Here is a 19,070-nt window from a genome sequence, read left to right as displayed (position 1 = left end):
ACCTTTAGGAACACCTGTACTACCACTAGTGTATAAAATACCCGCAACATCACCATAACAAACTTCCAACTTATCCAAAGTTCCGATTTCATCGGTAATGATGTCATATATATTTAAAACAATTGAATCTTCAAATAATTCTTTTGCCCGTTCATAGGTTTCATCAGTTACAATAACAGCCTTCACAGAAGCATTATTGACTATGAATTTTAAACGTTCATCAGGAAGCGTATCATCCAAAGGAACATATACTCCACCCATTGAAAGAATACCCAATACAGAGAACATGTAATTAGGTGAACGTTCAGTTAAAAATGCAACACCATCATTAACACCAATATCCAATTCGATTAGTTTTTTAGCAATTTTATCTGCAATATATGCTCCCTGACCATAAGTATAAACCTCATCATAACATGACACAAGATTGCTGTTAGGATACCTTCTTAAATTGTCATTAAATGCATCCAAAATATCATTATAAATCAAATCATGTTCTGTTTGATTATATTTATCTAAAAGTTTAATATCCTCATTGGAAATATAATTGATGTCTTTTAAATTTTCTTTATCTAAAAATTGCACCAGCACTTCATTGAATACTTTTACAAACCGCTCAGCAGTATTTTGACTGAATTTATCTGAATGACTAAGGCTTACAAGATATCCGTCATCCAAATCATTGACAACACATGAAAACTCAGAAACTACACTTACATCATCATTATATGATATTCCTTCATCAACATCAACATCATTTAAATCATAATTATACTCGAAACCGACATTATAACTTAAATCAAATTCTTTTGCAATAAATCTGAATGGATAAATGCTGTTGCTCATAGAATCCAAAATCAAATCAGACACATCAGTCAAATACTCTTTAACAGATTTATCCCGACAATCCACAATAATAGGAATGGTGCGTACAAACATGCCTAATGCATCTTGAGTGTAGGATTCGTGACGGCCATGTTCATTGAAATTATAGTAAACCTTATCATTGCCAGTGAAACGTGAATAGGTGTATGCAAAAATGGCATTAAGGAAATTACCCACAGTAATAGCATTTTCATGTGTGAATGCTTCAACAAGATCACGAACACCACGAATAGGAAGACTGACACTACCCCTAGAACCACCAATATCATTTAATAAATATTGAATATTATCAATATCTGCAAACTCCTGATTGAAGAATTCCCTTGCTAATTTATATTGTGTTTTGAATTTAGATTCGAATGAATCACGACTAGCATAAACAAAGCCCAAATCTAAATTATCATCCAATTTACCACTTAAAGCATCATTCAAGTCTTTGTTAATAATGGTAACACTTGTTGCATCATTAATAATATGATGCATATCATAGAATATGACCTTATTCTCATTATTTTCTATAATATAGAAACGAGCTAGAGATTTATTCAAATCAAATGGTCTAATTAAATCAGAATAATCATTTATAACTTTAATTGTTGGATAACTATCACATGCTAAAAGAGGAATTTCCTTATCAATAACACGGCCTTTCAAGATAGGATGTTTATCTATTAAACTATGAATTGCATTTTTAATCTCATCAATAGAATATTTGGAACCGCATTCAACAGTTCCTGGAGCAGAATAAGCTGTTCCCTTATCATTAACTTTTTCATCCAAATAAACACCCAATTGGGCTTCAGATAAAGCACAAACAATTGTATCGGATTCATAATCATTAAAGAAATCCAATTCCTCTTTAATGTTTTCAATAAATTCATCGAATTTATCTCCAATATAAGTATCCTTGGCATAATTACCACTGACAAAATAGGAATCTTCAATGCGAGATACATTCAAAGTAACACCATAAGCAACAGCATCACTTTCATTAATGCTGTCTTCATCATATTCAGACTTATCCAAATTATATGATTCAAATAATTCATTTTTAAATGAAAATTCAGTACTTAAAAAGTTGAAAGTAACGGGACTGTGTTTGAATTCCAGTTCACCGGTTGTATATATCAATGATTCATAATTCAAACCAAAGTTTTCAACATCTTTAAAGGCATTTTTAAGAGCATAGATATCATTCATTAATGATATTTCATCAGTTTCAGTACTGACATCAAGATAAATTGGGTATTGTGAAGTAAACCATCCTACAGTTCTATTTATATCAGCTAAACTTTCATCACGACCATGGGATTCGCGATTGAATATTATATCTTTACCATAAGTCTTTTTATAAGCTCTTGCAATTGCTAAAGCCCAATACTCCTCTTCGCTTAATCCCAGTAACTCATTTAAATCAGAAGAGGCATCCACAGCAAATCGATAATAATTTGCATATCCCTTAATGATAGAATCATCCAAGAACTTATCAATATCAATCCAATGTTGTTTTTCCTCACTGGAAATATTATCTACCAATTCTTTTACATTTTCTACCCAGTCTTTATAAGGATAAGGTCTTAAAAGATTAACTTCACCGTCGCCTTCCAATTGTCCATAAATATAGGTCAAATCATTGATTAAAATTGACCAACTTACACCATCAACGATTAAATGGTGAATTACCAATGCAACATAACATTCCCCATCATAACGGATTAAACTAACATCCATTAAATTATTCAGACTTAATGATTGAGTAGCTTGAGATATTATGGATTTAAGATTTTTGTTGAAATTATCTTCAATATTGAATTCATTTATTTCACAGATATGAGCGTTTAGAGGTAAAATTTCTTGAATTGGATTGCTGTTTTCATCAAATTTATAATTAGCACGCAGCATATCATGAGTTTTTACCAATTCATCTAATGCACTTTGTAAAATATCAATGTTTAAATCCTTATTTGCCTTTAAAATATAATACTGCATGAAATTATCAGCATTTATTTGATCAAAGAAATATTTTTGAATAGGAAGCAAATCAATGACACCTTCAACAGAACCATAAGAAATGTTTTCAAAGGATTTTACATTTTCTGCAATTAACATAGGTGTTTTATAATTTAATATATCTCTAGCACTGCAAGAAATGTTATTTTGCTCAAGCAATGAAATAACACGAATAGCCTTAATAGAATCTCCACCCAAACGGACAAAGTCATCATTTAATCCAATACCTTTTTGATTAAATACGCTTTCAAATGCATCTATGATTTGTCTTTCCACATCATTTGTAGGGGCAACAAATTCCTCATGTAAAATACTTGTATCAACTTCAGGTAAAGCACGTCTGTCTACCTTACCGTTAACAGTTAAAGGAATTGCGTCCAGAATAATGACAAATGAAGGCACCATATAATTCGGTTTACGTTCGGCCACATAAGAGCAAATTGAATCCTTAAGCTCATTTTCATCAAATTCTTTGTTTAAAACAACATAGGAAACTATTTCGTTATTATCGTCATGTTTTATGGTTTGAACAGTTACATCATCAACATAATCTATCTCACGAATAACATTTTCAACCTCAGGCAATTCCACACGGTTTCCTCTGATTTTAACTTGGTCGTCCTGACGACCGACAATACCTAATGAACCATCAGGCAATAGACGTACAACATCTCCTGTACTGTATAATCTGTCATAACCTTCCCTGTTGTCAAATGGATTGTCTGAAAATGATTTTGCGTTTTCTTCATAATCCAGGTATCCCTGTGCGACTTGATAACCTGCAATGTACAATTCACCGACTGCTCCGAATGGTACGCGCCTGCCCTCATTATCCAAAATATAAATTTTTACGTTGCAATTTAGAGATCCTACAGAGGAATAGTCTATTTTTTCTGATGTGATTACCGTATTGGTGAACATGAATGATTCTGTTGGTCCATAAACATCCACCAATATGAAATCTCTTGGATTTACATACTCACCTAACTTTTCACCACCCGTGAGTAAGACTTTAAGTGAAGTCTCATCATTATGATTTATAAATAGCTTGGCCACCTGAGTGGTCATAACGGTATGAGTGATGTTTTGTCTGATATAATACTTGTTTAATTCACCCATATTCAACCTAATATCACCCGGAACTACTGACAGACAGGCTCCGACATAAATTGCAGCAAATATTCCAAAAGTTGCCACATCAAAACCAATTGATGCATACAAACCATAGACATCATCACTGCATATATGATAAGTATCTTCATAATACTGTGAAATATTAACAATGGATTTTCTGGTGATTTTAACACCTTTAGGAATACCAGTAGTACCACTAGTATATAAAATACAAGCCAAATCGCCATAAACCACAGGCAAACTTGTCAAACTACCAATATCCGCATTAACAATATCAGAAATATTTAAAAGAACAGCATCATCAAACAAATTATCGGCACGTTCATAAGTCCCATCACTTACAATGACAATTTTAGAGTCTGTATCCCTTAACATGAATTCGATACGTTCATCCGGATGGTCATCATCTAAAGGAACATAAACAGCACCTATGGACATGATACCCAAAATACAGAACATGTATAAATCTGAACGGTCCACTAAAAAGCTGACACAATCCTGTGGAGCAATATTCAGTTCAGTTAATTTTTTGGCTACCCTATCTGAGATGAATGCTCCTTGTTCATAAGTATAAGAGACATCATTATAGGATACTAATTTATTGGAAGGATATCTCTCCAAGTTATAATTAAATGCATCCAGAATATCATCATATTTCAAAGGAAGTTCTGTATTATTAATACCATCCAAGATATCCAAATCAGATTCTGAAAGATAGTTGATATCCTCCAATTTATTAGCGCTGATAAAGTCATCTAAAATTAGTTTATATGATTCCATAAATCGTTGAATCATATCTTTAGAATACTTATCGGAATAGAGGATGCTTAATACATAATTATCACCTTTTTGAATAAGGTCAACACTTAAATCGGCTACAAGTCCGTTGATATTTCCAGAAATTCCACTATTTTGAGATTCCTCCTCTTCAAACCCTCCATTGTTATTAAACCATTCCGGCATGTACTGGAATAAAATGTTTGAATCAATATCATACTCATTAGCCAACTGTCTGAATGGATAATAGTTATACTGCATCGCACCATAAACCAAATTGGAGACATACTCAATAAATGATGAAATTTCCTGATTTTTACAGTCAACCAACAGTGGTAAAGTATTTACAAACATTCCTATAGCATTAAGATTATTGAATCTGTCACGACCATTTTCAATAATGTTAAATACTACCTTATCACTACCTACAAAGCGAGATAAAGCATATGCGAAAACACCAGTAAACAATACATTTTCACTAACACCAGATTTTTCCATGAATGATTTGAATAACTCTTTATTCAAATCTAAATTCATTGAACTGGCACCTGAACCATCAGATATCACACTATCCAATAAAACACCGGCAGATTCACTTTCAACCAACATTGATTCATAGAAGTTATGAGCTTCGGTATATTCTTCAGTTTCCTGCATTTGTTGGTTAAAGGAAGATACTTTTAAGAACGAATCATCTACATCCAATAATTTACCTTCAAGGATGGACAATAAATCCTGTTTAAATACATTATCAGACAATGCATCAAAGATAATGTGGTGGAAAACAGCAAATAAACTGTAATCATCGTCATTTTCAACTATTAAAAATCTACACAAACTATCATGCAAATCAAATTCTTTAGTTAAAAAGTCCGCAATATACTCATCATCAGCACTTGATTCGACAGTGATTTGTGCTTTAGATCCTTTAATTAAGTAAGGAACTTCGAATTCATCACTTACACACATTGACAAAATAGGATGAACTTCAAACATTATTTCTAAAGCATCGTATATCTCATCAATATAATATTTTTTAGAAATGACTATATCAAGAGGAATACGATAGGTATCCATTTTATTATTAGTGATAATATCTAGATATACGTTTAATTGTGATTCATTTAATGGACAACCGGATTCAATAGAATAAACATCCAAATCCAATGAAATATCTTTAATATTTCTTGCAATCGCATGGGCAGTATGTAATCTTAAAACATCGGCAACGGTGACATTATATTTCTCAAGATATGACAATAATTTAATTGCAGTTAAAGAATCACCACCCAAACGGACGAAATCATCATAAATACCTATGTTTTCTTGATTAAATACCTTTTCAAATGCTTCAACAATATCTTTTTCAACTTCATTTGTTGGAGCCACATATTCTGCACGTAAACTATCCAAATCTATTTTAGGTAAATCACTTTTATCCACTTTACCATTAACAGTTAGAGGAATTGCATCCACCTTAACAACAAATGAAGGAACCATATAATCAGGTTTAACCTCACCCACATAATCACAAATATGATTTTTTAAATTATTATTTCCCAGATATTCATTAATAACAACATAAGCCACCAGTTCATTATTTGTTCCATGTTTGACTGTTTGAACTGTGACATCTTCCACATAATCAATTTCACGAATAACAGATTCCACTTCTGATAGTTCTACACGGTTTCCTCTGATTTTTACTTGACCGTCACGACGACCGACAATACCTAAAGATCCGTCCGGCAATAGCCTTAGCATATCTCCTGTACGATATAATACACCATATTCTTCATCATCATCGAATGGATTGTCAATGAATGATTCTGCAGTTTCTTCATCCCTATTTAAGTATCCGTCAGCTATCTGAACACCTGCCAAGAATAATTCTCCGACAGCACCGATAGGAACACGTCTAAATTCATTGTCCAAAATATAGAATTTCATGTTTGGAATAATGCATCCAACTGATGATGTATCAATTTTTTCAGTGTTCTCTATTGTGGAGACAAATGCAAATGCTTCTGTAGGTCCAAATTCATCCATTAAACTAAAACTGTTAGGGTTTTCAAAGTCACCTAATTTCTCACCGCCCACAGATAAAACCCTTAATGAATCATTATCAACATTTTGAACGAATAGCTTACCAACTTGGGCAGTAATGGAAGTATGAGTTGCATCATGAGCTATTAAATATTTATTTAATTCGGACATGTCCAATTTGACATCTTCCGGAATAACAGCCAAAGATGCGCCCGAATATAAAACAACTGCCATTGATAATGATCCTATATCAAAACCAACTGATGCAAACATTGCATAAACATCATCAGTTCCAAATTCATATCTATTTGAATAAACACTTGATGCATTCAAAATAGCCTTTCGAGTAATTTTAACACCTTTAGGAAGACCTGTGGTACCGCTGGTGTATAATATACAAGCCAAATCACCATAAACAACAGGTAAAGTAGATAATGTACCTATATCTCCGGAAATTATATCAGAAATATTTAAAATTCTTTCTTTTGTTAATGTTTCAGCACGTTCATAAGTTTTATCACTAACAATGACAACTTTAGATTCAGTATCATCCAATATAAATTCTATACGTTCATCAGGCAAATTATCGTCGAGTGGAACATAAACTGCACCAGCAGAAAGGATACCCAAAACGCTTAACAAGTATAACTCTGACCTTTCAACTAAAAATGCAACATTATCCTGCTTGTCAACACCAACATCTATTAAGCGCTTAGATATTTCATTAGCAATAAACGCACCTTCAGCATAACTATAAACTATATCTTTATAAGATACAAGATTATTATCAGGATGTTTGGCGAGATTATCGCTAAATGCATCTAAAATGTCATCATACATTAAAGGATATTCATTTTCATTATAATTATTTAAAAGTTCCAAATCAGATTTTGAAAGATAATCGATATCCATTAAATTTTCAACACTGATAAATTCATGTAAAATTAATTTATATGATTCCATAAATCGTTGAATCATATCTTTAGAATATCTGTCAGTATACATGACATTTAAACTATAATTTTCTCCTTTTTGAATAAGATTAACGCTTAAATCAGTGATGAAATCATTAGTATCATCGATAATCTCATTGGAAGACTCTTCATTTTTATAGTCTTTTTGATTGTTATCAAACCATTCAGGTATGTATTGGAAGAGAATGCTTGAATCAATATCGTACTCATTGGCCAATAGTCTGAATGGATAGTAATTATACTTCATCACACCATAAACCAGACCGGACACATAATCCATAAATGAGGAAATATCCTGGTTTTTACAATCGACTAATAACGGTAAAGTATTTACAAACATTCCTATAGCATTAAGATTATTGAATCTGTCACGACCATTCTCAATTATGTTAAACAATACTTTTTCACTACCAACAAAACGAGATAATGTATATGCGAAAACACTGGTAAACAATGCATTCTCACTAACACCCGCCTCATCAATAAATGATTTAAATAAATCAGTATCCAAATCCAAATTCATAAAACTAATGCCCGGACCATCAGATTCTACGGAATCCAATAAAATGCCTACATCCTCATTATCAATCAACATTGATTCATAAAATTTAATTGCTCTATCATATTCTCCGGTTTCGCGTATCTGCTTGTTGAAAGCGGATACCCTCAAGAATGAATCATCAACATCCAATTCATTACCTTCAAGAATGGACAATAAATCATTTTTAAATACTTTATCAGATATTGCATCAAATATAATATGGTGGAAAACAGCAAATAAAGTATAATTGTCCTCATTTTCAACAATTAAAAATTTACATAAAGTGCTATACAAATCAAATGGATTATTTAAGAAGTCTAGTATATACTCTTCATCAGCATTTGATTCAACGACAACTGATGGTTTAGATCCATTAGTCAGATAAGGAACATCATGCTCATCACTAACACACATTCCCAAAATCGGATGAACCTTCATCATCTCATCTAAAGCGTCATTTATACTATCAATGCCATAATCTTTTGGAATTTCCATGGAAATAGGAATGATGTAAGAATTGATTTTATCATTTGCAACAATGTCAAGATATACATTTAATTGGCTTTCATTTAAAGGACAGCCACTTTCCAAAGTGTAGATATCCAAATCAAGTGAACTCTTTTTAATATCCTTGGCAATTTCATAAGGAGTGCGCAAATTCAAAATATCTGCTGCTGAAATATCATACTCCTCGAGATATGTCAATAATTGAATAGCAGTTAATGAATCACCGCCAAGACTTATGAAATCATCATAAACACCTACATCTTGATTGAATATCTCTTCAAATGCTTTTACAATGATTTTTTCATTTTCAGTCACAGGAGCAACATACTCTACACGTGAATCGTCAAAATCAACTTCAGGTAAAGAACTCTTATCCACTTTACCATTAACAGTTAAAGGAATAGAGTCTACCTGAATTACATGAGAAGGAATCATATAATCCGGTTTGTATTTAGCAACATAATCGCAAATATAATCATTAATGTTACCTATTTCTCCATATACTTCAACATAAGCCACCAATTCATTATTGCCATTATGGTTAATTGTTTGAACAGTTACATCTTCAACATGATCCATTTGAATAATAAGAGATTCTATTTCAGCCAGTTCTACACGGTTTCCTCTGATTTTAACCTGACTGTCACGACGACCTGCAATAGCTAAAGTTCCGTCAGGCAATACTCTGACCATATCTCCTGTTCTATACATTATGCTGTAGTCGTCATTTTTCTCAAATGGATTATTGATGAAAGCATCACTTGTTTGTGCTTCGTCATTTATATATCCATTAGCTATTTGATAACCTGACAGATATAATTCACCTATTGCTCCAATCGGCACTTGTCTTCTTTCGTTGTCTAAAATGTATGCTTTAGTATTGTAGTTTAATTTACCGATTGATGATGAATCAATCTTATTTTCCGCATTGATTGATGATATGTATGCGAATGTTTCTGTAGGACCGAATCCGTCGATTAATTCATAGTCATTTGAATTTTCAATTTCACCCAGTTTTTCTCCTCCGAGTGTTAGGACTTTTAGTGAGGTGTTTTTAATATTTTTCACAAATATCTTACCAACTTGGGCAGTCATCATAGTATGAGTAATGCCCTGATTAATCATGTATTCATTTAATTTATTCATATCAAGGCGAATATCTTCAGGAATTACTGACAAACAGGCCCCTGCATAAATTGTTTGACATATCGCTTGAGATGCTGCATCAAATGCAATTGATGCATATAATCCATAAACATCATCATTTCCAAAATTATTAGCATCAGCATAATCTTGTGAGAGATTAACAATAGCTTTACGAGTAATTTTAACACCTTTTGGAACACCAGTAGTACCACTAGTGTATAAGATACAAGCCAAATCATTATAAATCACTGGTAAATATGACAGGCTTCCAATATCTTCTTTAATGATATCCGAAATATTTAAAAGAGTTATATCTCCATCAGTTAAATCAGCAACGCGATTATAGGTTGCATCACTTACAACAATATGGGAAGCACTGCAATCCTTTATCATGAACATTATACGTTCATCAGGTAAATTATCATCCAGAGGAACAAATGTTGCCCCCAGAGACATGATTCCTAAAACAGAGAACATGTAATGCTGTGAACGTTCAGTTAAAAATGCAACACAATCTCCAGGTTTAACACCCAAGTCCATTAATCGTTTAGCTATTTTATCTGCAATATAAGCCCCTTCACCATAATTATAAACTTCATTACCATATGATACAAGATTATTATCCTGATATTGTGATAAATTATCATTAAATGCATCTAAAATATCAGCATATCTTAAAGGATATTCATTCTGGTTGTAACTGTCTAAAAGTTCAATATCCTCATTTCCAACATATCTGATATCGCATAGATTTTCTTTATCCAAAAATTGCATCAATACTTCTTTAAATACCTTAACGAATCTTTCCGCAGTATCCTGACTGAAATTATCTAAATGATTTACACTTACAAGATAACCGTCATCTAAATCATCAACAACACATAAGAACTTAGAAATTCTATCTGCATCATCGCTGAAGAGGATATCCTCACCATTATCATATATTTTATTTAAATCATAATTATATTCAAAAGCAACATCATTCTTTAAATTAAATTTGCTTGCAAGCAATCTAAATGGATAAATGCTGTTATCCATGGATTCAAAAATCAAATCAGACACATAATTTATATATTCATTAACAGACCTGTTTTGACAGTCCACAATAATTGGAATAGTGCGGACAAACATGCCCAATGCATCCTGAGTGTAATCCTCATGACGACCATGTTCTGTAAAAGTATAGTAAACCTTATCACTACCAGTGAAACGTGAATAAGTATATGCAAAAACAGCATTTAATAAATTACTTATAGTAATGTTATGTTCATATGCAAATGATTCAACAAGATTACGTACACCACGAATAGGAATGCTAACACTGCCCAAAGAGCCATCAACATCATCAAATAAATATCCTACATCGTCAATTTCACTAAGCTTATCATTGAAGAATTCTTTTGCAGATGCATACTTATAGTCAAATTTAGATTCAAAAGAATCGCAACTAGAATGAACAAAGCCTAAATCAATAGAATCACCCAATTCACCATTTAAAGCACTGTCCAATTCATCATTGATGATTGAACGTGAAGTAGCATCATTTATAATATGGTGAAAATCATAAAATACAAACTTACCTTCATCATTTTCAATAATGAAGAAACGTGCCAATGATTTATTTAAATCAAATTCTTTAATGAGATTTGAATAATCGTCAACCACTTCAATTGAAGGATAACTATCACAAATCAAAAGAGGCATCTTGCCTGTGTCCAAAATACGGCCTTTTAAAATAGGATGTTTATTAATTAAGGCATTAATTGCATTTTTAATTTCATCAATAGAATACTCGGATCCACATTCGAAGATTCCCGGAGCAGAATATGCTGTTCCTTTATCATGAATCTTTTCATCCAAATAAACACCCAATTGTGGCTCTGATAAACAGCAAACAACATCATCTCCAATTGAATAATTAGCTATGAAATCCAATTCTGATTTAATGTTTTCAATAAATTCTTCAAGTCTTTCACTGATATATGTATTATTTGCATAATCTCCATTAACACTATACAAATCATTCACATGAGATACATTAAATGTAATACCATGAGATTTAAAATCGACCCTACCAGATACAATATCATCTTTTTCAGATAAATAGAGACTAATAGCTTCAAACAATCTATTTTCAAATACAAATTCAGTGCTTAAGAAATTAAAAGTAACCGGAGTATGCTTAAACTCAATATCATGAGTAGTATAAATCAATGATAAATAATTTAAACCTAAATTTCTAACATCTTTAAACGCCTTTTTAATATTATAAACATCATTTACTAAAGAAATATTATCATATTTATTATTAGTTTCAACTAGAACAGGATATTGAGAAGTAAACCAACCAACAGTTCTGTTTAGATTTGCTAAACTTTCATCACGACCGTGGGACTCTCTATTGAAAATAATATCCTTACCATAAGTCTTTTTATATGCCCTTGCGATTGCCAATGCCAAATATTCCTCTTCAGATAACATTAAAAGATTATCAGTATCATATTTTACATCAATATTAAAACCAAATAGAATGGTGTCTCCTTCAATGTCAGATTCATCAATTAAATTATGAATGTCAACCCAATGCTGTTTTTCGTCATCAGAAATATTTTCAACTAATTCTTTCACATCACTAACCCAAGATTTATAAGGATATGGCCTTAATAATTCAATTTTTTGTTTTTCTTTTAAATTAAAGTAAATATAGCTTAAATCAACAAGTAAAGTATTCCAGCTAACTCCATCAACAATTAAGTGATGAAGAACAAACATCAGATATGCTTCATCATCATAATAGATTACATTTACATCGATTAATTTATTTTTAAGATTTATTGAATAAAGGGATTCTATAAAAATACTCCTTAAATTATTATTTAAGTTATCTGCGATAGTATATTCATTTATTTCACTAATATGAGAATTGACTGGTAAAATTTCCTGAATAGGATTGTTATTTTCATCAAACCTATAAACCGTTCTTAACATGTCATGGACATTAATCAATTCAAATAGAGCATCCTGTAAAATGTTTAAATCCAATTCCATCTTAACTTTTAAAATAAACTGTTGAGTATAATTATTTATATTAATTTGATCAAAGAAATAACTCTGGATAGGAAGTAAATCCACTTCCCCTTCACTAGCATCATAGGATTGAATCTCCACATTTTGACTAGCATGTTGTCCAATCAGATAAGGGGTTTTATAATTTAATATATCTCTAGCCTTACAAGAAATACCGTTTTTCTCAAGCAAAGAAATAAGACGAATTGCACTAATAGAATCTCCACCAAGACGAACAAAGTCATCGAATAAACTAATGTGTTTTTGATTAAATACTTCTTCAAAAGATTCAACTATTATCCTTTCAGTTTCATTTGTAGAAGCAACATAAGCAACACGTAAACTTTCCAAATCAACTTCAGGTAAAGCTTGTGTATCCACCTTACCGTTAACTGTTAATGGAATTTTATCTAAAGGAACAACAAATGAAGGAACCATATAATCGGGCTTATGCTTGGAGGCATAATTTGTAATCACTTTTCTAATGTCCTCTTCACCCAATTCTTCATTAACAACAACATAAGATACCAGTTCATTATTAGTTCCATTTTGTATAGTTTGAACGGTCACATCATCAACAAAATCAATTTCACGTATTGTAGCTTCAATTTCAGATAATTCAACACGATTTCCTCTGATTTTTACTTGGCTATCCCGACGACCAACAATTGCCAAAGATCTGTCCGGCAATAATCTGACCATATCTCCACTTCTATACATTACTGCATATTCATCATCACTATCAAAAGGATTTGGTAAAAATGATTCATTTGTTTCCTTTTCACGGTTTAAGTATCCTTCAGCTAATTGATAACATGATAAATATAATTCACCAACAGCACCAACAGGCACTTGCCTGCCTTCATTATCCAAGATATATGCTTTAGAGTTATAATTTAAGTAACCAATTGATGAACCGTTTATTTTATCGGAATTATCAATTGAAGAAATAAATGCAAATGCTTCAGTTGGACCGAATTCATCGATTAAATTATAGCCTCTTGGAGATATTACATCACCTAATTTTTCACCGCCAACAGATAAACTCTTTAAGGAGGTTTTATCGATGTTTTCTATAAAGAATTTAGCTACCTGTGTAGGCATGAACGTATGGGTAACATTTTCTTCAATGAAAAATTTATTTAATTCGATTATATTTAATTTAATATCTCCAGGAACTACAGATAAGCAAGCTCCTGCATAGATAGATTGGAAAATAGCTTGAGGACCTGCATCGAAACTGATAGGTGAAAAGAACCCATAAACATCTTCTTTACATAACCCATACTTGTCAACATAAAATTCAGCAAGATTACTAACAGATTTTCTGGTAATTTTAACACCTTTAGGCTTTCCAGTACTACCACTGGTAAATAAAATACAAACTAAATCACCATATTCAACAGGCAATCTAGATAACTGACCACTGCCTTCATCAATAACTTCAGAAATGTTTAAAATAATAGAATCAATATTTAAAGATTTAGCGCGTTCATAAGTTTCATCACTGACAATAATAACTTTAGAGTCTGTTTCTTCTAACATGACTTCAATATGATAATCGGGAAGTTTATTAATTAAAGGAACAAAAACTCCGCCTATTGACATGATGGATAAAATACTGAGCATGTAAAGCTCAGATCTTTCAACAAGAAATGCAATATTGTCTCCATTATTGACTCCAATATCCTTTAAACATTTGGCAATTTTATCGGCTATAAATGCACCTTCAGCATAGGTATACACCCTACCATCATATGATACAAGATTGTTTTCAGGCCACTTAGCTAGATTATCATTAAATGCATCTAAAATATCATTATATTTTAAAGGATGTTGAGTTTGGTTAATACTGTCTAAAATAGCTAAATCATCGTCAGATATATAATTGATATCAGACAATTCTTTTTTATCCATTATTTGAGTTAATACTTCTTTAAATACATTTAAAAATCTTATAATAGTTTCATTTGAATATTTTTCAGATGATTCTACACTAACCACATATCCATCGGACAAATCGTTTACTACACATAAGAAATCAGAAATCAGATTACTGTCCCGATTTGTAATAATCAATTCTTCATCTACAGCAGATACATCATTCAAATTGAAATTATATTCAAAAGAGACATTATTATTTAAATTGAAATCTCTGGCTAGTAGTCTGTAAGGATATGCACTATATTTCATTGAATCCAATATCAAATCAGAAGCATTGGTTAAGAATTCTTTAACAGATTTATTTTCACAGTCAAGGATGACGGGAATCGTACGGACATACATTCCCATAGCATTTTGATTATACTCTTCATGACGTCCATGTTCAGTGAAAGTATAATAAACTTTATCACTGCCAGTGAAACGAGAGTAGGAATATGCAAAAACAGCATTTAATATACTGCCTACAGTTACACTGCATTCATGGCTGAACAACTCAATTTGTTCACGGACATCATGAATGCTAATGCTGATTATATTGTTTGAACCGTCCATATCCGCAAAGAATGTACTGGTTTCTTCAATATCCTCTAAATAATCTTTAAAGAATTCATATGATTCGTCATAAATTTTTTCAAATTTGGAATCGAATGAATCCCTGCTATCATAAACAAAACCCAAATCAACATCTTCATCCAATTCACCATTTAAAGCAGCATCCAAATTCTCATTAACAATGACTCTAGTTGTAGCATCGCTAATAATATGGTGCATATTATGAAATATGAATTTACCCTCATCACAGTCAATGATATAGAAATGTGCTAAACATTTCTCCATATCAAACGGATGGATTAATTTTGAATAATCATTATGATTCACAACTTCGATTAAGGGATAACTATCGCAGACTAAAAGTGGAATATCCTCATCGACGATACGGCCTTTTAAAATAGGATGTTTATTGATTAATAACTCAATTGCATCTTTAATTTCATCAATTGATTTATTTGAACTACATTCGAAGATTCCTGAATTTGCATATGCAGTTCCCTTGTCATTGACTTTCTCATCCAAATAAACTCCCATTTGAGATTCATTTAATGCACAAATAACATTATCAAATTTGTATTCACCGATGAATTTCAATTCATACTTTATTCTTTCAATAAATTTTTCAAACTTATCTCCAATGAAAGTGTTGCTTGCATATTCACCACTAACCTCATAAAAATCATTTACACGTGAAACATTGAAAGTGACACCATAAGCAGTTAAATCCCTTTCAATTACATTATTATCTGATGAATCTAATCTGTATGATTCAAATAATTCATTTTTAAATGTAAATTCACCACTTAAGAAATTAAAAGTAACCGGACAATGTTTGAATTCTAATTCACAGGAGTCATAAATCAATGACCCATAATTCAAACCTAAATGTTTAACATCATTAAATGCAGTTTTAATACTATAAACATCATTAATTAATGAAATATCATCATGTCGACTATTAATATTAACCGGAACCGGATATTGGCTAGTAAACCAACCGACAGTTCTGTTAACATCTGCCAAACTATCATCACGACCATGGGATTCACGATTAAATATTATATTTTTACCATATGTCTTTTTATAAGCGCGGGAAATTGCTAAAGCCAAGTACTCTTCTTCAGTCAACATCAATAAATTATTTACATCAAAAGAAGAATCTGCATTAAAACTGAAAAGATTGGACTGGCCTTTAATTGAGGAATCATCCAACAAATTATTTATTTCAATCCAATGTTGCTTTTCATCATAGGACATGTCCTCAGCTAATTTTTTAACATCTCCAACCCATGACTTATATGAATAAGGCCTTAACAAGTCAGCTTCATTACCTTGTTCCAATTCTTTGTAGATATGAGTTAAATCATCGATTAAAATGCTCCAGCTGATTCCGTCAATAATCAAATGATGAATTACAAAGACAAGATAAGATTCATTATTATATCGAACAAGATTTATCCGTATTAGATTATCACTAATGTCCAGAGACTGAATGGATTTCAATATTATACCTTTAATATTGCCATCAAAATCATTATCAATATTAATCTCATTAATTTCACAAACACGAGTATCCAATGGTGAAATATTCTGGATTACATCATCTCCATCATATCTGAAAGAAGCTCTCAACATATCATGAACATTAGTTAATTCATCCATTGCATTTTGTAAAATACTTAAATCCAAGTCTGCATTTGATTTCAGGATAAAGCTTTGGGAAAACTCATTACTATTAACCTGATTAAAGAAATAACGTTGAATAGGAAGCAATTCCACTTCACCTTCAACAGCATCATAAGAAACATGACTGATATCACTAATATTCTGTGCAATTAGATAAGGAGTTTTAAAAGACAATATATCCTTTGCATTACAGGATACGGCATTTTTCTGAAGTATTGAAATAAGGCGAATTGCAGTAATTGAATCTCCGCCCAGACGTATGAAATCATCATATAAACTGATATTTTCTTGATTAAAGACTTTCTCAAACGCTTCTACAATGACTTTTTCTTTTTCTGTTGTCGGTGCGACATATTCTACACGCAATGCATCCATGTCAATTTCGGGCAAGGCACGTTTATCCACCTTACCGTTAACATTTAAAGGAATATTATCCAGTTTAATTACAAATGATGGAACCATATAATCCGGTTTATGATCAGCGACATAATCACGAACATAATCTGCCAATTCATTACCTTCCAAATTATTAGACACAACTACATAAGCCACTAATTCATTATTGATTACTTGAACTGTAATATCCTCAACAATATCAATATTTCTTATTGCTGATTCGACTTCAGTAAGTTCCACACGGTTTCCTCTGATTTTAACCTGGCCGTCACGACGACCTACAATACCCAAAGTACCATCCGGCAGGAATCTCACCATATCTCCTGTACTGTAAATTTGTTCATAGTCCTCTTCATCATCAAATGGATTTTTAAAGAATGCCTTATTATTTTCCTCATCCCTATTTAGGTATCCTGGAGTTAGTTGACAACCTGCAAGATATAATTCACCTACAGCACCTAAAGGTACTCTTCGATGTTCATTATCAAGGACATATCCTTTTACGTTGCTTATGAAATTACCAATACTGGAGTGGTGCATACGATCGTTTGCAAATATACTTGTGGAAACTGCTAAGTTTTCAGATGGTCCATAAGTTTCAAAAGGACCAATGGAATCAGGAGCATTTAACTCACCAAGCTTCATTCCACCGAAACATAGCAATTTGATAGTTGTCTGCATACCACTTTCAGCAAATAATTTACCTACCTGGCTGGTGATATAAGTATGAGTACAGTTATGTGCAACATAATAATCGTTTAAAGCCTTCAAATCCAATCTAATATCTTCTGGAACTACATATAATGAACCACCAGTAACAACTGGAGCGAATAAAGCAGCAGTGTGAATGTCAAATACATATGAACAATGCATACCGTAAACATCATCAGAAGTGAATTTTGTTTCTTTTACATACCATGAAACAAAGTTATTTACGGCTTTTCTTGTGATTAAAGAACCTTTTGGAGTTCCAGTAGTACCGCTAGTGTATAAAACACATGCAACATCATCCTCATCAACTTGAACGCAACCCAAATGATTTAAACTAGAGATACCTTCATCAAGAATGGCTGATACATTTAAAGCATCAATATTTAGATTATTATCACAAATTATTTTAAGAATTCTCTGTTCTGTTTCATCACTAACTATAACAACTTTAGATTGTGTATCCTCAAGCATCAGCATTATACGTTCTTCAGGATATGTAGTTTCAATAGGAACATAAATTGCTCCACATGATAAGACACCCATGCTTGCCAATAAGAACCATTCAGAACGGTTAACAAACAATGCAACATAATCTTGTTTTGAAACACCCAAATCAGCTAATCCTTTAGAAATCCTATCTGCAATAAACGCACTTTCACCGTGAGAATAAATCCTATCCCCATAACCAACCAGCC

The 19,070-nt window shown here is 31.9% G+C and carries 1 protein-coding gene (cut by both window edges); it reads right to left on the bottom strand.

All 19,070 nt of this window come from inside a single coding sequence — locus ACKI5C_RS00205, non-ribosomal peptide synthase/polyketide synthase (protein ID WP_407430840.1), on the bottom strand. Of the gene's 57,513 coding nucleotides, 21,544 precede the window and 16,899 follow it; the stretch shown corresponds to coding positions 21,545-40,614, spanning codon 7,182 (partial) through codon 13,538 (complete); reading right to left, the first codon wholly in view occupies window positions 19,066-19,068. Both codon boundaries (start and stop) fall beyond the window edges.

This window comes from Methanobrevibacter sp. (genome assembly GCF_045646045.1).
Lineage (GTDB): Archaea > Methanobacteriota > Methanobacteria > Methanobacteriales > Methanobacteriaceae > Methanocatella.
The sequence above is the reverse complement of the archived record's forward strand: the minus strand, read 5'-3'. Positions and strand labels throughout refer to the sequence as shown.